Genomic DNA, 17,554 nt, shown 5'->3' with positions numbered 1-17,554 from the left:
ACGCTAAAGTCTGCTCTGAGTGAAACGAGTGGAAGGCAGACGATGACGTCGACAGCAGTGAAACAGCAGGTACTCGAACTCGGTGGGGCGTTCATGATCTCGCGCGAGGCCAAGGAATTCGGGCAGGCGGTCGGGGTCCCCGGCTTCCATGGCACCTACACCCGCGGGCGGGGCGGTGTGCTCGGCGATGTCGACGCCGATGTCGTCTCCGCGGCCTTCGGTTTCTTCGAACCCGGATGTATCCGGGCCGCCTGGGAATCGGTGCCGCTGCCCGCGGCCGACGCGGCCACGGCCTACCTGGCGGCCTGCCACGACTTCGGCAGACGCAAACTCGCCGCCTACGACGACGCGGAGCGGCTAGCCGAACTGCTCGGCCGGGTCGTCGCGGCCGCGCCGTCGACCGGACTGCCGCTGTTCGCCGGCTGGCGCGCCATGCCGCTGCCCACCGACAGCCGGGCGGCCGCGCTCCAATTGACCCATGTGCTGCGCGAACTGCGCGGTGGCCTGCACCTGATCGCCGTGCTCGCCCACGGTCTCACCCCGCTGCAGGCGATCCTGATCGCGGGTTCGCCGATGTCGGACGGCCCGACCCACGCGCGCATGCTCGGCTGGTCCGAACCGTTCGAGCAGATCACCGACGATCAGCGGGCCCGCTGGGACGCCGCGGAGGCCCTCACCGACGAGCTCATCGCGCCCTGCTTCGAGGATGCCCTCGACGCCGCCGAACGCGACGAGCTGGCCAGCCTGATGGCCGCCGCGCACACCGCCGCGCTGGTGCGCTAGGAACCGATGACGTCGCGACCGCGGCCCACGATCAGCGGGTCCGCGGTACCGACGATCTCCTCGTCCTTGTTGTCGTACTCGAAGCGGTTGAGCACGTGACGCATCGCGTTGAGCCGGGCCCGCTTCTTGTCGTTGCTCTTGACCACGATCCACGGCGCGTGATCGGTGTCGGTGTGCTCGAAGTTCTCTTCCTTGGCCGCGGTGTACTGCTCCCACTTGTCGAGTGAGGCCAGGTCCATGGGGGACAGCTTCCAGTGCCGGACCGGGTCGACCTGGCGGATGGCGAAGCGGGTGCGCTGCTCCAGCGGCGACACCGAGAACCAGAACTTCACCAGGTCGATGCCGTCGTCGACGAGCATCCGCTCGAACAGCGGCACCTGCGCGAGGAACCGGCGATGCTGTTCGGGCGTGCAGAATCCCATCACCCGCTCGACTCCGGCCCGGTTGTACCAGGACCGGTCGAACAGCACGATCTCACCCGCGGCGGGAAGGTGCTCGACATAGCGCTGGAAATACCACTGGGTGGATTCGCGCGCCGAGGGCTTCTCCAGCGCCACCACGCGCGCGCCGCGCGGATTCAGATGCTCCATGAACCGTTTGATCGTGCCGCCCTTGCCCGCGGCGTCGCGGCCCTCGAACACGATGACGATGCGGCGCCCGGTCGCCTTGGTCCAGTTCTGCAGCTTCAGCAGTTCGATCTGCAGCAGCCGCTTCTCCAGCTCGTACTGATTGCGGGCGAGGCGCTCGTCGTAGGGGTAGCCCTCGCGCCAGGTGTCGACGATCAGCCCACCGGGCGCGGTGAGCAGCAACGGATCGTCGTCGTCGCTGTCGTCGACGGTGAACGCCGAGGTGTCGGCGAGGTTCACGGCGGTGGCCAGATCGGCGATCTCGCTGACCTCACGGGGGATCGGACGCGTGTCGACATCGGTCATTTCGCGGACGCTAGACGACGAGCGTGTCGGCGAGGTGAACATGCGGTGTGGGCCGCCCTCAGGACACCGTCGCGGTGTGCGGCAGGTCCTCGACCGAGGTGCCGACCAGCACCGTGAACGCACCCGGCTCGACCGCCCAGCCACGGCCGTCCCAGTGCTCGAAAGCGCGCCGGGGGAGGGCGATGTCGACGGTGCGGGTTTCCCCGGGCGCGCAGGTGACGGCGGCGAATCCGGCCAGCCAGCGGACCGGCCGCTCGATCGCGCTGGTCGGGCGGGACAGGTAGGCCTGGACGACATGCTTACCCGGCCGGTCGCCGGTATTGGTGACGGTCAGCGACACCGTGCGGCCCGCGACGACGAGTCCGCCGGTGGACCAGGTCGTGTAGCCGAGTCCGTGCCCGAACGGGTAGGCCGGTGCGGTCCCCGCCCGCAGCCAGGCGCGATAGCCCACGTGGATGCCCTCGGCGTAGTCCAGGACGCCGTCGACCGGGGTGGTGTCGAGCACGGGCACCTCGGCCATCGTCTTGGGCCAGGTCGTGGGCAGCCGACCGCCGGGTTCGACGGCCCCGGTGAGCACATCGGCCAGCGCGGCACCGAACTCCTGGCCGGGAAACCAGGCCAGCAGCACCGCGGCGACGTCGTCGCGCCACGGCATCTCCACCGGCGCACCGGAATTCACCACCACCACGGTGCGCGGGTTGGCCGCGGCCACGGCGGCGACCAGGTCGTCCTGGCGGCCGGGCAGGCGCAGGGTGGTGCGGTCGACGCCCTCGCTCTCGATCTGCTCGGTGGTGCCGACCACGACGACGGCGACCTCGGCGGCGCGCGCGAGTTCGACGGCGGCGGCGAACTCCTCGTCGTCGGGGCGCTGCGGGCGGCGGACGCCGAGCGTCGCCCCGAGGACGACACCGAACCCGGGCACCGCCGCCGCGCCGAGATCGATCACCACCCGCACATCGACCTCGTCCCCGGCGGCCAGCGTGCGCGTCACCTGACGTTGCGGCGGATCGAGCAGAACCGCCGCCGGATCGCCGGAGTCGAGCGCGACGTGCTCGTCGATGACCGTCGTGCCGTCCAGGTCGAGCCGGATGTGCCAGACTCCGGCGACACCGATCTGCCACGCGCCCGCGACGTCGGCGCGCAGCCGGGCGTGTACCTCCACCGTCGTGGCCCGCGCGGCCAGCGGCTCGCCGAGCAGGACCAGCCGGCTCGCGGAGCGGTGCTGGACGCCGAGTTCGGTACCCGCGGCGAGGTAGCGCACGGACAGGCCGGGTTCGCCGGTCGCGGGATCGGTCACCACCGACAGCGGCGCGGGCACGAGATCCTCCGACAGGCGCACGCCCGCGGTGTAGGTGACCGGCAACGTCGCCGCCAACCCCTCGACCGGGGAGGTGGTGTGGCCGGGAATCACCGTCGCGCTGCCGCCGCCGAGATAGCGGGGTTCGCCCGCGGACGGGCCGACCAGCGCGACCGTCGTCCGCGGCGCCAACGGCAGGACACCGTCGTTGCGCACCAGCACCATCGCCTCGGCGGCCACCGCGCGCACCAGATCCCGCGCCCGCGCGTCGGTGAAAACCGGTGTGCTCCGGGGCGTCCCGTCCAGCGCGCCGACCCGGATCGCGAAACGCAGGATGCGGCGCACCTTCTCGTCGACGGCCGACTCGGGGATCGCCCCGGCCCGGATCCGCTCGGCCAGCGGCTCGCCCCAGAAATACGGCGGACCCGGCATGCACAGGTCGGTGCCGTGGGCGGCGCTGTCGGTGGTGCGCACCGCGGTCCAGTCCGACACGACCACACCGTCGAATCCCCAGCTGCCCTTGAGCGGTTCGTCCAGCAGTGGGTTCTCGGTCATGGTGACCCCGTCGACCGCGTTGTAGGCGTCCATGATCATCCACGCACCCGCGTCGACGGCCCGCTCGAACGGGTACAGGTACAGCTCGCGCAGGGCCCGCGCGCCGACGCGCACGTCGACGGTGAAGCGATCGGTCTCCGAATCGTTGGCCACGTAGTGCTTCGGGCACGCGCTGACGCCGTGCGCCTGCACGGCCCGCACATACGCCGCCGCCAGCTCGCCGGTCAGCAGCGGGTCCTCGGAGAAGCATTCGAAGTGCCTGCCGCCCACCGGCGAACGATGCAGGTTGATCGTCGGCCCGAGTACCGCGTACACGTTCTTGCGGCGGGCCTCGGCGGCGATGAGCGCGCCGATCTCGTCGAGCAGCGCCGGATCCCAGGTGGCGGCGATCGCGGTGCCCGAGGGCAGGCTCACCGACGGATCGCGCTCGTCCCAGTTCTCGCCGCGCACCCCCGACGGACCGTCCGACACCGGCATCTCGGCCAGCCCGATCGCGGGATCACCGGCCAGCCGGAACAGGCTCGCGCCGGAGATCAGCCGCAGCTTGCCCGCCAGATCCAGTGTGGCGAGCAATTCCTCGATGCGGTCGTCCATAGCCCTGCCTTTCGGTCCCGTCGGTGGTGTGCGTGTCCTCGACGAAGCGGCCCGCCGGTCGGGGCATACTGCGACCAGACCACACAGCGACCAGCGTGGCACGAGTGCCACGCCGCGGAGAGGACGACGCCGATGTCCGACGGAGGTTCTTTCACCGATCAGTCCGCTGCCCCCGACGAGGAGAGCGCGCCGGGCAGCCACATCATCCGGATCGCCTCGGTCGCCGCGCTGGGTGGTCTGCTGTTCGGTTTCGACAGCGCGGTGATCAACGGCGCGGTGGCCGCGATCCAGGACGAATTCGCCGTCGACGACGCTGTTCTCGGCTTCGCGGTGGCCTCGGCGCTGCTCGGCGCGGCCGCGGGCGCGATGACGGCGGGCCGCATCGCCGACCGGATCGGCCGGATCAAGGTCATGAAGATCGCGGCGGTGCTGTTCTTCGTCAGCGCGGTCGTCACCGCGCTCGCGCCCAGTGTGTGGATCCTGGTGATCGGGCGCATCATCGGTGGTCTCGGCGTCGGTGTCGCCTCGGTGATCGCCCCCGCCTACATCGCCGAGACCTCGCCCGCGCGCATTCGCGGCAGGCTCGGATCCCTGCAGCAGCTCGCGATCGTGCTCGGTATCTTCCTGGCCCTGCTCGTGGACTATGTGCTCGCCGAGATCGCCGGCGGCGCCAGCGAGAACCTGTGGCTGGGCCTCGAGGCGTGGCGGTGGATGTTCCTGTCGATGATGGTGCCCGCGGTCGTGTACGGCGTGCTGGCCTCGACGATTCCGGAATCGCCGCGCTACCTGGTGGCCACCCATCGCATTCCCGAGGCCCGCAAGGTGCTGGCCCTGCTGTTCGGCGAGAAGAACCTGGAACTGACGATCGGCCGGATCGAGGACAGCCTCAAAGGTGATGTGAAGCCGTCGTGGAAGGACCTGCGCCGCCCGGCGGGCGGGATCTATCCGATCGTCTGGGTGGGTCTGCTGCTGTCGGTGTTCCAGCAGGCGGTCGGCATCAACGTGATCTTCTACTACTCGAACGTGCTGTGGGAGGCCGTGGGTTTCGAGGAGTCCCAGTCGTTCCAGATCAGCGTGTTCACCTCGGTGGTCAATATCGCCACCACCATCGTCGCGATCATGCTCATCGACCGGATCGGGCGTCGGCCGCTGCTGCTGATCGGTTCGATCGGCATGACGATCACCCTGGCCACGATGGCGGTGTGCTTCGGCACCGCCGACCAGGTGGCGAACTCCGAAGGCGCCATGGAGCCGCAGCTGACCGGGGCGAGTGGACCGATCGCGCTGGTCGCGGCGAACCTGTTCGTCGTGTTCTTCGGCATGAGCTGGGGCCCGGTCGTGTGGGTGCTGCTCGGCGAGATGTTCCCGAACCGGATCCGCGGCGCCGCACTGTCGCTGGCGGCCGCGGGCCAGTGGGCGGCGAACTGGGCGATCACCGTGTCCTTCCCGAGCCTGAAGACGTTCTCGCTCGGCTTCGCCTACGGCATGTACGCGGTGTTCGCGCTGCTGTCGCTGCTGTTCGTTGCACGGTTCGTACGCGAGACCAAGGGCATGTCGCTCGAGGACATGGATGCCGCCACCGGCGTGGACCGGCCCGCGTCGGCGGTGTGATCGCTAGGGCCGCACCATCTGCCGGTAGTCGGCCGGTGTCGCGCCGACCGCCTCCCGGAACGCGCGATGGAAGCCGGACTCGCTGCCGAAACCGCAGGCGGCGGCGATCGCGCCCATCGACTGGTAGCGCTCGCGTTGCAGCAGTTTCTTGGCCCGATCGATGCGGATCACCCGGATGTGCTGGGCGACACCGCCACCGCCGACGATCCGGTAGAGCGTGCGGCGGGAGACCCCGCACGCCTCGGCGACGACGTCGGCGGTGAGTTCGGGGTCGCACGCGTTGGCGCGCAGGAAGTCGAAGACCTGCTGGCGCAGCAGCGCGGTGATCTCCTCCGGTTCGCTCTTGCGGCGGGCCACTGTCGCCACGGCGGCACCGAACAGGCCCAGCGCGTGCGGGACCAGCGGCGCCGCCTGCGCGGGATCGGTGGCGACGAGGTCGAACAGGGCGGTGAAGCACGAGGTGACCGTCGGCGCGACGGTGCCGGGTCCGAAGGCCTTCGCGGTGAGCGAGCGGGTGTCGGCGACCGAGATCCGGCGGGTGGGCACCTGCACGACCAGTTCCTCGAAGGTGGAGGTCCAGGTTGCGCAGTAGGGGCGGGTGCTGTCGAGGAAGATCAGGCTGCCGGGCGTGGCTTCGACGGTGCGGCCGTCCTGTTCGAGGACCGCGCGCCCGTCGAGGGTGATGATGCCGAGCACGCAGTCCTCGGTGTCGGCGCTCAGGTCGACGTGGCGTCGGCGGGCCCGCTGCGCGTCGGCGCGCACGCGCGAGAGGCCGACGGCGTTCTCCAGCGTGGCGTATTCGATGCGCGCGTTGAAATCCGCGCTGGTCATCGGATCGACCTGCATGCGGAAGTACATCGCGCACACACTGTCGCGCCAGAAGTCGAAAGCCTCCCTGCGCGAGACACTCTCGGTGCTGAGCACCAGGGGAGACAACCTGTCGGCCATCGGCCCAGTATCCATCGGGCAACCGTGCTTGTCGCCCGATCGTGGTGACAGCCACGATCGGGCGCGTGTCGCGGCCCGCTCCGTCGCTACATCGTGGCGAACACCCCTGTTCGGTGAGCACGGATTAACTGAACGTACGTCCAAATTGGTCAGCCGTTCATGTAAATGCCACCGTTTCGGAAACTACGCCGCCCTAGGTTCGGTGCGCACCTTCCATCCGATGCGCTCGGCGGTGCGCCGAGCGCCGCCCAGCCGGAGATCACACCGCATGCGCCTGCCCCTGTCCCGCCGCACCGCGCCCTGCGTCGGTTCCCTCACCGCGCTCACCGTGGCCGCGGGTGTCCTGCTCGCGCCGGGAACCGCGCAGGCGAGCGCCGCGGACACCCTCGCGGCCACCCCGATCGCCGACGCGACAGCGCTGTGCACCACGGGCGCACCGACCTTCGACGATGTCGTGACCGCGGCCGCGTCGATCCTGCGCGGGATGGTCGGGCCCGCCCAGCTGGCCGCCTACGATCGGCAGGTCGCCGACGTCCGTGCCGGGATCGCCGCCGTGCGCGTGCACCGGGACGGGCTGCCGATGCGGCCCGAACTGGTCGGCATCCGGCCCGCCGAACTCGACGACCCCATCGTCACCTACCTGGTGAACGGCCTCGACGCGGTCCGCACCGGCCGGATCGACCAGACCATGTCGGTCTCGCAGCTGACGGTCGACGACGCGATCGAGGTGTTCATCCTCGCCACCGGCATCGTCAAGATTCCCGCCAAGCTGGCCGCCGGCATGGTCCCCACGGTCGGGATCTTCCTGAAGCCGATCGTCGGCGCCGCGTTCACCGGGACCAAGGCACTGGCCAGGGCGGTGCAGAATTCGATCGACGCGGGCTGCGTCGCCCCGAACGTGTACCCGCCGCTGGACCTCGGTGCCGCCACCACCGAACCGGTCGACGTTCCCCAGCCGATCGAGGACCTCGCCGCCCTGGTCATGACCGCCGACGGACACTGCACGCCGATCGCCGACCTGACCATGGCCGCCGTCGTCGAACGCTCGCGGGCCTTCCTGACCAGCGGTGCCGTGCGGGTCGACCCCGCCGCCGTCGACCAGGCTGCCGCGGACCTGCAGGTGTTCCTGGCCGGCAATCGCGTCGCCGAGGTGATGCTGATGCGCCGCTCCGACGAACTCGGACCGCTGGTCGAAGCCCTCGACATGGGCCCGCTGACCTTCCTGGCCAACCTCGGCGCCGACGTCGCCGCGGGAACCGCGCTCGACACCGTGCCGCTGGCGCAGGTGGAGGTCGAGAACGCGTTCGACCTGGCCACACTGACCCTCGACATCACCAGCCTGCTGTTCTCGGCCGGTACCTCCGTCGCCGGGTACGCCGGGGTCGCCGACGCGGTCCTCACGCCCCTGTCGATCGTGCAGAAGCTGGCCTTCGCGCCGACCGACTACGGCGCACCGATCGTGCGCGGCGTCATCCAGTCGATGTGCGCGGTGTAGGTTTCCACCGATCCCAGACCAGAAGGTGAGCATCCACGTGTCGCACTCCACCCCAGGTTCCACCCCGGCCGGTATCGGCCGGCGGGAAGTGCTGGCCGGCGCGGCAGGCGTCGTCGCAGGCATCACCCTCGTCGGGCTGACGCCCGCGGCGGCGGTCCCGGCCGAGGTGCCGAAGTTCGCACCGGGCCCCGGCCGCACCGCCCGGATCCTGATCACCGGTGACGCGGGCACCGGCAGCCGCACCCAGTGGGCGGTGGCCGACGCGGCCAGGGCCTTCCACGCGCGCGAGCCGTTCACGATGGCGGTCGGCCTCGGCGACAACATCTACGAATCCGGGCCCAACGGCCCCGACGACGTCCAGTTCGCGACGAAGTTCGAGGATCCCAACGCGGGCCTGGACTTTCCCTGGGCGATGGTGCTGGGCAACCACGACACCTCGGCGGTGTTCCCCGGCGACGGCGGCTGGCTGCTGCGCGGCAATCACGAGGTCGAGTACCACGCCAGGTCGCGCCGCTGGTGGATGCCGAGCCGCTACTACTCGGTGCGGGTGCCTGAGGAGAACCCGGTGGTGGAGTTCTTCGTGCTCGACGTCAATCCGCTCGCGGCCTACATCCCACCGCTGCTCGACCCGTACTGGTCGGTGGACGGCCAGTACATGAACGAGCAGCGCGCCTGGCTGGACCGGGCGCTGGCGGAGTCGACCGCGCCGTGGAAGATCGCCTGCACCCACCACCCGTACCTCAGCAACGGACCGCACGGCGACGCGGGCAACTACGAGGGCCTGCCGATCGAGCCGATCAACGGCGTGCACGCCAAGCGGTTCTTCGAAGACCATGTGCTGGGCAAGGTCTCGTTCCTGCTGTCCGGCCACGACCACACCCTGCAGGTGCTCGAACCGACCGCGGCATCGAAGGGCACCCGGCAGATCGTCTCCGGCGCGGCGGGCAAGACGGCGTCCGGTCAGCCCGCGGCGACCGAGGATTCCGCGCATCCCGCGCTGTACGAGACCCAGCACGAACTGGGCTTCATGGTGATGGACCTGAGCCAGGAGAAGGTGAACCTGCGGGTCGTCACCGTGGACGCCGCCTCCGGTGCCGGGACCCAGGTCTTCGATCGTCGCCTGGCCTGAGCGCGACCGGTCAGTGGCGGGGGCGCTGCTCGCGCCACTGCCGGGGGCTGGTGCCGTAGCGGGTGCGGAACCAGCGGGAGAAGTTGCTCACCGAAGAGAAGCCGAGCATGTCGGCGACCTCGGTGAGGGAGTGGCGGCGATGGGTGACCAGCCGTTCGGCCAGCGCCGCGCGGGTGTCGTCGACGATCGCGCTGAAGGTGGTGTTGTCCTGCGCGAGCCTGCGGTGCACGGTGCGCCGGTCGACGCCGAGACTGCGCGCCACCTGCTCGACAGTGCAGCGTCCCGTCGGTAGCAGCAGTTCCACGAGTTCGCGGACCCGGTCGGTGACGGTGGCTTCGCGCGTCGGTGTCAGCCTGCCCATCAATCGTTGGGCGTAGGTGCGCAACTGGGGGTCGGCCATCGCGTTGGGGGCGTCCAGATCGGTGCTGTAGGTGAGGATTCCGTCGAAGTCCTGGTCGAACTCGACGTGCGGGCCGAACATCTTGTAGTAGGTCGCGCGGTCGCGGGGCGCGGGGTGGGAGAAGCAGATCTGGATCGGTCGCCAGGTGGGCCCCAGGAAGCCGCGCAGTAGCCCGTGCAGGACGCCGGTGGTGAGTTCGACCGCCTGGCGCACGGGCGCCGGTCTGCCGACGTCGACCGAGACCCGCAGGGTGGCCACCCCGTTGGCCTCGATGATCTCGGTGTGCAGCGCCTCGTTGTACATGTGCTCGTGGCGCGCGAGCAGCCGCAGTGCGCTGCGCACGTCGGGTTCCTCGCGGATGACCAGGCTCAGCGGGCCGAGATTGGCGAAGCGGCGCAGCTGCGCCATCCGCAATCCGAAGTCCTCCCGGCCGGATTCGGCGGCCGAGCGTTCCAGCAGTTCGGCGACCGCCTCGGCCGGGATCCAGCGGTCCTGGGTGCCGAAACCGGCCGGATCGAGGCCGCAGTCGCGGATGAGCCGCGCCGGCTCCAACCCGAGTGAACGAGCCAGGTCGAGGTAGTCGTTCAGCGACGCGTACCGGGACAACGGCTTCACGCCACCACCTCCTCGATGTCCCGAGAGGAATAGTTCTCTGTCCCGTCAGGATAAGCACTGACCGGTGTCCATCCCTACTGTTATGTCCATCACACCGAAGGAGATGCAGTGGCACACGCAATTCGTTTCGCCGAGATCGGCGGCCCCGACGTCATGCGGTGGGAGACCACCCAGGTCGGCGATCCGGGGCCCGGCGAGGTCCGGCTCCGCCACGAGGCCGTGGGACTCAACTTCGCCGACACCTACTTCCGCACGGGTCTCTACCCGGCCACCCTGCCCGCCGGACTCGGCGTCGAGGGCGCCGGTGTCGTCGAGGCGGTCGGCCCCGGCGTGGCCGGCTTCGCGCCGGGCGACCGGGTCACCTACACCGGCAGCCCGCTCGGCGCCTACAGCACCGAACGGGTCATGCCCGCCGAGCACCTGATCGCCCTGCCCGACGGTATCGCCGCCGACACCGCGGCCGCCACCACCATGCGCGGTCTCACCACCGCCTACCTGCTGCGGCGGATCCATCCGCTGCGCGCGGGCGACACCGTCCTGCTGCACGCCGCGGCGGGCGGGGTCGGTCAGCTGTTCACACAGTGGGCCAAGCTGCTCGGCGTGCACGTGATCGGCACCGTCTCCAGCGAGGAGAAGGCCGCCGTCGCCCGCGCCAACGGCTGCGACCACGTGGTGATCTACACCAGGGAGGACGTCGCGACCCGGGTGCGCGAGATCACCGACGGCGCGGGCGTTCCGGTGGTCTACGACAGCATCGGCAAGACCACCTACCAGTCCTCGCTGGACTCGCTGGCCCGCCGCGGCCTGCTGGTGTGCTTCGGCACCGCCTCGGGTCCGGTACCGCCGATCGAAGCGATGCAGCTCGCCGTGAAGGGTTCGCTGTTCGTCACCCGGCCCGCCCTGGCCGACTACATCGCCGACCCGGCCGAACGCGCCGACCTCGCGGGCGAGCTCTTCGACCACCTCACCGCGGGTCGCCTGCGGGTCGAGATCAACCAGCGCTACGAACTCGCCGACGCCGTCGCGGCGCATCGCGACCTCGAAGCGGGCCGCAGCGTCGGCGCGTCGGTCTTCACGCTCTGACGCGTCCACCGGAAAGGAACCAGCCATGACCGTCCGTACCGCCCTGCACGCGGTGCCGCTGACCGCGACCATCGGCGCCGAACTGCACGGGGTGAACCTCGCCGAGGTCGCCGCCGACGACGCCCTGTTCGCCGAGCTGCGCACCCTGCTGCTGCGCCACAAGGTGCTGTTCGTGCGCGACCAGGACATCACCAGGGCCGAACACGTCGCACTCGCCGAACGTTTCGGCCCGCTCGAGGATCACCCGGTCGCGGCAGGCGATCCCGACCATCCGGGTCTGGTCCGCATCTACAAGGACCTCGACAGCGCACCCGAGCACTACGAGAACGCCTTCCACTGCGATGCCACCTGGCGGGTGAATCCGCCGATGGGCGCCGTGCTGCGGTGTGTGGAATCGCCGCCGGTCGGCGGTGACACCATCTGGGTGAACATGGTCGAGGCCTATCGGCGGCTGCCGCAGTCGGTGCGGTCGCGGATCGCGCACCTGCGGGCCCGGCACAGTATCGAGGCGAGCTTCGGCGCGGCCATGCTCGAAGAGGACCGCCTCGCGCTGCACGAACGTTTTCCCGATGCCGAACACCCGGTGGTGCGTATTCATCCGGAAACCGGCGAGGAAATTCTGTTCGTCAATTCCTTCACCACCCACCTGGTGAATTATCACACCCCCGAGAACGTGCGATTCGGCGCCGATTACGCGCCCGGCGCGAGCGAACTGCTGAATTATCTGATGCGGCAGGCCGCCATTCCGGAGTATCAGGTGCGCTGGCGCTGGACCGAGAACAGCTTCGCGATCTGGGACAACCGCTCCACCCAGCACTATGCCGTCCAGGACTACTGGCCGGCGGTGCGCAAGATGGAACGGGCCGGCATCGTCGGCGACCGTCCCTTCTGACACCTTTCTCTTTTTCCTTTCACCCTCGCAATTCCGATCGGAGTACCCCCATGCATTTTCACGACGACGCACTGTTCCCCGAGAACCAGGAAAAGCTGGTCATCACCGCCGCGCCGTACGGTCCGGAATGGGAACTCGACGACTTCCGCGAAGACCTCCCGCTGACCATGGACGAACACGTCCAGCAGGCCGTGGACTGCTACGCCGCCGGCGCGACCGTGCTGCACATCCACGTGCGCGAACTCGACGGCAAGGGCTCCAAGCGGCTGTCGAAGTTCAACGAACTGCTCGGCCGGCTGCGCGAGGCGGTGCCGGACATGATCCTGCAGGTGGGCGGGTCGATCTCGTTCTCGCCCGAAGGCGAGGGCGCCGACGCGCTGTGGCTGCCCGACGACGCCCGGCACATGCTGGCCGAGCTCGACCCCAAGCCCGACCAGGTCACCATCGCGATCAACACCAGCCAGATGAACATCGTCGAGCTGATGACCGAGGACGACATCGCGGGCACCTCGTTCGAACGGCCCGAGGTGTACGAGGCGTACCGGGAGATGTACGTGCCCGCGGGCCCGGCCTGGGTCGCCGAGCACTTGAAGCGCTTGCAGGCCAACGGCATCCAGCCGCACTTCCAGCTGTCGAGCATCCCGCAGCTGGAGACCGTCGAGCGGCTGATCCGGCGCGGGGTCTACACCGGCCCGCTCATGCTGACCTGGGTCGGCATCGGCGGCGGTTTCGACGGCCCCAACCCCTACAACATGATGGAGTTCATCCGCCGCACCCCCGACGGCGCCGTGCTCACCCTGGAGACGCTGATGCGCAGCGTGCTGCCGGTGAACACGATGGCCATCGCGATGGGTCTGCACGCCCGCTGCGGCAACGAGGACACCCTGTGGGGCCGCAAGGGCGAGCGGATGACCTCGGTCCAGCAGATCCAGCAGCTGGTCCGGATCGCCGGGGAACTCGGTCGCGAGGTCGCCACCGGCAAGGAAGCGCGCGAGATCTACCGGCTCGACGAGCACTACGCCGACGCCGACGAGACGCTGGCCAAGATCGGGTTCGCCCCGAACCGCAAGCCGGGCCAGGTCGGTTTCACCCACCACGCCTGACCCTCCCGGGGGATCAGCTTCCCCTGTCTCGACAACCCGGTGGACGTCAGCGACGACGTCCACCGGTTCGCAGGAGCACCCATGGACCACACCACGACCGCCATCGCGGCGCCGAATCGCACCCCGTCCGTCTCCCGTACCTATCCCTGGCTGGTGTTCGCGCTGGCCTTCGGCCTGCTACTGGCCGACTACATGTCGCGCCAAGTGCTCAGCGCGGTCTTTCCGTTCCTGAAAGCCGAATGGGCGCTGTCGGATTCGCAACTGGCGTCGCTGAGCAGCGTCGTCGCCCTGATGGTCGGGCTGCTCACCCTCCCGCTGTCGGTGCTGGCCGACCGGTGGGGCCGGGTGCGAAGCCTCGTGCTGATGGCCCTGGTCTGGAGCGCGGCGACCCTGGTGTGCGCGCTCGCCGACAACTACCCGCAGATGCTGGCCGCCCGCTTCTTCGTCGGGGTCGGCGAGGCCGCCTACGGCAGCGTCGGTATCGCGCTGGTGCTCAGCGTGTTCGCCGCCCGCAGGCACGCGGCGCTGAGCGGGGCGTTCATGGCGGGTGGCTCGTTCGGATCGGTACTGGGCGTCGCCGCGGGCGGCGTGATCGCGGTGCACCTGGGCTGGCGGTGGTCGTTCGCGACCATGGCGATCTTCGGACTGGTGCTGGCGGTGGCGTTCCGGTCGGTGGTCACCGAGGAGCGCACCGCCCGCCACGCCACCGACCCCGCGCCCGAGATCGCCTACCGCGCACCGATCTCGACCCTGTTCACCAACCCGGCGGTGCTGTGCGCCTACGTGGGCAGCGGCCTGCAGATGTTCACCGCGGCCGTGCTGCTGTCGTGGATGCCCAGTTTCTTCAATCGCTACTACGGGCTGGCGCCCGATCGGGCGGCGGGACTGGCGGCGGTCATCGTCACGCTCGTCGGGACCGGCATGGTGGTGTGCGGGGTGATCACCGATCGGGTCGGCCGCGCCGACATGGGCCGCAAATGGGTCACCGCGATCGTGTTCTGCCTGATCTCGCTCGTCAGCCTCGGACTCGGGTTCAGCCTGGGCACCGGCGTCCCGCAACTTGTGCTGCTCGGGATCGGCGCGTTCTTCTCCGGTGGGTCGGCGGGCCCGACCGTCGCGATGGTCGCCAACCTCACCCACGCCTCCGTGCGTGCCTCCGCCTTCGGCACCCTCACCCTGGCCAACAGCCTGCTCGGGCTCGCGCTCGGCCCGTTCGTGGTCGGCGTGCTGGCCGATCACCTCGGCCTGTGGGACGCGCTGCGCGTGACCCCGGTGGTGTCGGTGCTCGCCGTCGCCGCCCTGCTGCTCGGCCGTCGCGTCTACCCGCTGGGACTGCGCAAACTCGCCGCCGTCCACGCCGCGGCACCGCACTGACTCTCGTCGACAAGGACAACCACACCGATGAATTCCCTTCCCACCCCGACCGTCGTGATCGTCCCCGGTCTGCGTGATCACGTCGCCGACCACTGGCAGACCCTGCTGGCCGCCACCCTGGACAAGGTGGCCATCGTGCCGCCGCTGGAACGCGACGGGCTCAGCCTGCCCGCGCGGATCGCCGCCCTGGACGCGGTGCTCGCCGAGATCGACGGACCCATCGTCCTGGTGGCACACAGCGCGGGCGTGATGATCACCGTGCACTGGGCCCAGCAGTCCACCCGCCCCGTCCGCGGCGCGCTGCTGGCGACGCCGCCCGACTTCGAAACACCGCTGCCGCCCGGCTATCCCGCTGCCGCCGACCTCGCCGCGCACGGCTGGACCCCGGTGCCGCGCCGCCGGTTGCCGTTCCCGAGCATCGTCGCCGCCAGCAGCACCGACCCCTTGGCCACCGCCCGCCGGGTGTCCGGGATGGCCGAGGCGTGGGGCAGCAGCCTGGTCGAGCTCGGCGATGTCGGACACCTGAATCCGGCGGCGGGCTACGGGCCGTGGCCGCGCGCGCAGGAACTGCTCGACGACCTGCTCACGATGACCGACAGCCCGGAGCTCGCCCGATGACGACGGTGTTCGCCACCGCCGCCGACGCGGTCGCCGATATCGGCTCGGGTGCGTCGCTGGCCGTCGGCGGGTTCGGGGTGTGCGGCATCCCGGACGCCCTGATCAGCGCGCTGGCGGCAGGCAGCGCCTGCGACCTCGAGATCTTCTCCAACAATTGCGGCACCGACGATCACGGGCTGGGAATTCTGCTGGCGCAGAAGCGGATCCGCCGGGTCACCGCCTCCTATGTCGGTGAGAACGCCGAGTTCGCCCGCCAATACCTGGCCGGGGAACTGGAAGTCGAACTGACGCCCCAAGGCACGCTGGCGGAGAAGCTGCGGGCGGGCGGGACCGGCATCCCGGCGTTCTTCACCGCCGCGGGCGTCGGTACCCCCATCTCCGAGGGCGGGCTGCCATGGCGATACCGGGCCGACGGGTCCGTCGCGGTGGCCTCGCCGCGCAAGGAGGTCCGCACCTTCGGCGGCCGCCGGTTCGTGCTCGAGGAATCGATCACCGCCGACTACGCGCTCGTGCACGCGCTGATCGGCGACACCGCGGGAAATCTGGTGTTCAACAAGGCGGCCCGCAACTTCAACCCGCTCGCCGCGATGGCGGGCAGGGTGTGCCTCGCCCAGGTGGAAACGCTCGTGCCCGCCGGCACGCTCGATCCGGCGCAGGTGCACCTGCCCGGGGTCTTCGTCGACCGCATCGTGCACACCGGCCCACAGACCAAACCGATCGAACGGCGGACCGTCTCGTGACCTCGACCGTGACCGGCGGCTGGACCCGCACCGAGATGGCGGCCCGCGCCGCGCGGGAACTGCGCCCCGGGGAGTACGTCAACCTGGGGATCGGCCTGCCCACCCTGATCCCGAACCAGCTACCCGCCGGCGTGGCGGTGACCCTGCACTCGGAGAACGGGATCCTGGGCACCGGCCCCTACCCACGCGCCGAGGATGTCGACGCCGACCTGATCAACGCAGGCAAGGAGACCGTCACCGTCTCCGACGGCGCCGCGTTCTTCGACTCCGCGCTCAGTTTCGGCATGATCCGCGGCGGCCACATCGACACCGCCGTCCTCGGCGGCATGCAGGTCTCGGCCACCGGCGACCTGGCCAACTGGATGGTGCCCGGACAGATGGTCAAGGGCATGGGCGGGGCGATGGACCTGGTCCACGGCGCCCGCCGGGTGATCGTGCTGATGACCCACACCGACAAGGCGGGTACGGCCAAGATCGTGCCGCACTGCACCCTGCCGCTCACCGGCGTCGGCGTCGTGCACCGCGTCATCACCGAACTCGCCGTCATCGACGTCGAACCGTCGGGACTGGTGCTGCGCGAATGCGCGCCCGGCGTCACCGAAGACCACGTCCGCGCCGTCACCGCGGCACCCCTGCACTGAAGAACCCACGATGATGAGGAACCACCCCATGCTGATGAAGTCCCTGGCCGCCGCCGCCCTCACGGTGGTCGCCGCGGCGGGCACCGCGCAGGCCGAACCCACCGGCCCGGCACCGGTCGGATTCACCGCGCACGCCACCGAGTCGGCCTCGATCATCGCGATCGACGCCGGCACCCTCACGGTCGAGAACGGCGCGCTGACCGTGCGCACCGACGACGGCACCGTCGTCGCCGCGACACCGCTGCGTTTCGCCGTCGACGACTTCGTCTTCCCGATCGCCGCCCACATCGACGGCCGCACCGCGACCCTGACACCCGACCTGTCCCCGGACAGCGCGGTCTACCGGCCGGTCGCGTTGCCGTTCGAGGACAAGGCGCCGTGGAAGACCGAATACGACCGGGAGCAGGCCGCGTGGGCGCGCCTGACCACCACCATCTCCACCGGCGCCGCCGTCGGCACCCTGATCGGCGGGCTCGGCGGCGCTGCCGTCGGGTGCGTACTCGGCGGTGTGGTCGGCGCGACCGTCGCCGCGGCGACCATCATCGGCCTGTTCGGTCCGTTCCTGCCCGCGGCCGCGGTCGGCTGCCTCGGGGGCGTCCTCGCTGTCGGGGCGCTCGGCACGGTGGCGGGTCAACTATTGGTGACCGCGCCCGTGGCGATCGGGGCCGTGATCCAATACGTCTCCACGATCACCGCGCCGTTCCCCGCGAAGTAGACGCGAGACGCACGGTCGCCGGGCAGGGC

Annotated in this window: 16 protein-coding genes; 12 read left to right on the top strand and 4 right to left on the bottom strand. The window is 70.1% G+C overall.

Annotation, left to right across the window (positions count from 1 at the left end; genetic code table 11):
• Positions 1-42: 42 nt before the first annotated feature.
• The gene (locus AB0L91_RS19805) at positions 43-783 is read left to right on the top strand and encodes a hypothetical protein (RefSeq protein ID WP_365011858.1); all 741 of its coding nucleotides are present in this window, start codon (positions 43-45) and stop codon (positions 781-783) included.
• Here AB0L91_RS19805 and ppk2 read toward each other — a convergent pair.
• On the bottom strand, positions 780-1,715 hold the full coding sequence (ppk2, locus tag AB0L91_RS19800) for a polyphosphate kinase 2 (RefSeq protein ID WP_357346949.1): 936 nt from the start codon (positions 1,713-1,715) through the stop codon (positions 780-782). The genes AB0L91_RS19805 and ppk2 overlap by 4 nt on opposite strands.
• Before the next feature lie 58 nt (positions 1,716-1,773).
• A complete protein-coding gene (locus AB0L91_RS19795) occupies positions 1,774-4,161 on the bottom strand; it encodes a glycoside hydrolase family 3 C-terminal domain-containing protein (protein ID WP_365011856.1) in 2,388 nt (795 codons plus the stop codon).
• Between the two features lie 132 nt (positions 4,162-4,293).
• On the opposite strand from AB0L91_RS19795, the gene AB0L91_RS19790 reads away from it, so the two are divergent.
• A complete protein-coding gene (locus tag AB0L91_RS19790) occupies positions 4,294-5,772 on the top strand; it encodes a sugar porter family MFS transporter (RefSeq protein ID WP_357346951.1) in 1,479 nt (492 codons plus the stop codon).
• A gap of 3 nt (positions 5,773-5,775) precedes the next feature.
• On the opposite strand, the gene AB0L91_RS19785 is transcribed toward AB0L91_RS19790, so the two are convergent.
• Positions 5,776-6,720, bottom strand: coding sequence for an AraC family transcriptional regulator (locus tag AB0L91_RS19785; RefSeq protein ID WP_365011855.1), 945 nt, complete (start codon positions 6,718-6,720; stop codon positions 5,776-5,778).
• A gap of 268 nt (positions 6,721-6,988) precedes the next feature.
• On the opposite strand from AB0L91_RS19785, the gene AB0L91_RS19780 reads away from it, so the two are divergent.
• On the top strand, positions 6,989-8,215 hold the full coding sequence (locus tag AB0L91_RS19780) for a hypothetical protein (RefSeq protein ID WP_365011854.1): 1,227 nt from the start codon (positions 6,989-6,991) through the stop codon (positions 8,213-8,215).
• 37 nt (positions 8,216-8,252) lie between these two features.
• Positions 8,253-9,344, top strand: a complete 1,092-nt coding sequence (locus AB0L91_RS19775) for a metallophosphoesterase (RefSeq protein ID WP_365011853.1) — start codon at positions 8,253-8,255, stop codon at positions 9,342-9,344.
• A 10-nt stretch (positions 9,345-9,354) separates the two neighbouring features.
• Here the strand turns inward: AB0L91_RS19775 and AB0L91_RS19770 are convergent, their stop codons facing one another.
• Positions 9,355-10,359: an AraC family transcriptional regulator gene (locus AB0L91_RS19770; RefSeq protein WP_365011851.1), complete on the bottom strand. Its 1,005-nt coding sequence runs from the start codon at positions 10,357-10,359 to the stop codon at positions 9,355-9,357.
• Between the two features lie 108 nt (positions 10,360-10,467).
• Here AB0L91_RS19770 and AB0L91_RS19765 point away from each other — a divergent pair, with 108 nt between their 5' ends.
• The 8 genes from AB0L91_RS19765 (at position 10,468) to AB0L91_RS19730 (ending at position 17,525) form a co-directional block, all read left to right on the top strand.
• The gene (locus AB0L91_RS19765; protein WP_365011849.1) at positions 10,468-11,442 is read left to right on the top strand and encodes a quinone oxidoreductase; all 975 of its coding nucleotides are present in this window, start codon (positions 10,468-10,470) and stop codon (positions 11,440-11,442) included.
• Between the two features lie 25 nt (positions 11,443-11,467).
• Positions 11,468-12,334: a TauD/TfdA family dioxygenase gene (locus AB0L91_RS19760; protein WP_355272210.1), complete on the top strand. Its 867-nt coding sequence runs from the start codon at positions 11,468-11,470 to the stop codon at positions 12,332-12,334.
• Between the two features lie 50 nt (positions 12,335-12,384).
• Positions 12,385-13,437, top strand: coding sequence for a 3-keto-5-aminohexanoate cleavage protein (locus AB0L91_RS19755; protein WP_355272209.1), 1,053 nt, complete (start codon positions 12,385-12,387; stop codon positions 13,435-13,437).
• A gap of 81 nt (positions 13,438-13,518) precedes the next feature.
• A complete protein-coding gene (locus AB0L91_RS19750; RefSeq protein WP_365011847.1) occupies positions 13,519-14,811 on the top strand; it encodes an MFS transporter in 1,293 nt (430 codons plus the stop codon).
• A gap of 27 nt (positions 14,812-14,838) precedes the next feature.
• Positions 14,839-15,429, top strand: a complete 591-nt coding sequence (locus AB0L91_RS19745; protein WP_365011845.1) for an alpha/beta fold hydrolase — start codon at positions 14,839-14,841, stop codon at positions 15,427-15,429.
• On the top strand, positions 15,426-16,169 hold the full coding sequence (locus AB0L91_RS19740; RefSeq protein WP_365011844.1) for a CoA transferase subunit A: 744 nt from the start codon (positions 15,426-15,428) through the stop codon (positions 16,167-16,169). The genes AB0L91_RS19745 and AB0L91_RS19740 overlap by 4 nt, the downstream gene beginning before the upstream one ends.
• A complete protein-coding gene (locus AB0L91_RS19735; RefSeq protein ID WP_365011842.1) occupies positions 16,166-16,810 on the top strand; it encodes a 3-oxoacid CoA-transferase subunit B in 645 nt (214 codons plus the stop codon). The genes AB0L91_RS19740 and AB0L91_RS19735 overlap by 4 nt, the downstream gene beginning before the upstream one ends.
• A 28-nt stretch (positions 16,811-16,838) precedes the next feature.
• Complete coding sequence (locus tag AB0L91_RS19730; RefSeq protein ID WP_365011841.1) at positions 16,839-17,525, top strand: hypothetical protein; 687 nt, start codon at positions 16,839-16,841, stop codon at positions 17,523-17,525.
• Positions 17,526-17,554: the final 29 nt, after the last annotated feature.

This window comes from Nocardia sp. NPDC051833 (assembly GCF_040681225.1).
Classification (GTDB): Bacteria; Actinomycetota; Actinomycetes; order Mycobacteriales; family Mycobacteriaceae; genus Nocardia.
This window is presented reverse-complemented; position numbering and strand designations above follow the sequence as displayed.

Bases quoted from the DNA above. Each gene is read 5' to 3' on its own strand.
- AB0L91_RS19780 (WP_365011854.1), top strand. From the start codon at position 6,989: ATGCGCCTGCCCCTGTCCCGCCGCACCGCGCCCTGCGTCGGTTCCCTC.
- AB0L91_RS19785 (WP_365011855.1), bottom strand. From the start codon at position 6,720: ATGGCCGACAGGTTGTCTCCCCTGGTGCTCAGCACCGAGAGTGTCTCG.
- AB0L91_RS19750 (WP_365011847.1), top strand. From the start codon at position 13,519: ATGGACCACACCACGACCGCCATCGCGGCGCCGAATCGCACCCCGTCC.
- AB0L91_RS19760 (WP_355272210.1), top strand. From the start codon at position 11,468: ATGACCGTCCGTACCGCCCTGCACGCGGTGCCGCTGACCGCGACCATC.
- AB0L91_RS19730 (WP_365011841.1), top strand. From the start codon at position 16,839: ATGCTGATGAAGTCCCTGGCCGCCGCCGCCCTCACGGTGGTCGCCGCG.
- AB0L91_RS19755 (WP_355272209.1), top strand. From the start codon at position 12,385: ATGCATTTTCACGACGACGCACTGTTCCCCGAGAACCAGGAAAAGCTG.
- AB0L91_RS19805 (WP_365011858.1), top strand. From the start codon at position 43: ATGACGTCGACAGCAGTGAAACAGCAGGTACTCGAACTCGGTGGGGCG.
- AB0L91_RS19745 (WP_365011845.1), top strand. From the start codon at position 14,839: ATGAATTCCCTTCCCACCCCGACCGTCGTGATCGTCCCCGGTCTGCGT.
- ppk2 (WP_357346949.1), bottom strand. From the start codon at position 1,715: ATGACCGATGTCGACACGCGTCCGATCCCCCGTGAGGTCAGCGAGATC.
- AB0L91_RS19790 (WP_357346951.1), top strand. From the start codon at position 4,294: ATGTCCGACGGAGGTTCTTTCACCGATCAGTCCGCTGCCCCCGACGAG.
- AB0L91_RS19740 (WP_365011844.1), top strand. From the start codon at position 15,426: ATGACGACGGTGTTCGCCACCGCCGCCGACGCGGTCGCCGATATCGGC.
- AB0L91_RS19795 (WP_365011856.1), bottom strand. From the start codon at position 4,161: ATGGACGACCGCATCGAGGAATTGCTCGCCACACTGGATCTGGCGGGC.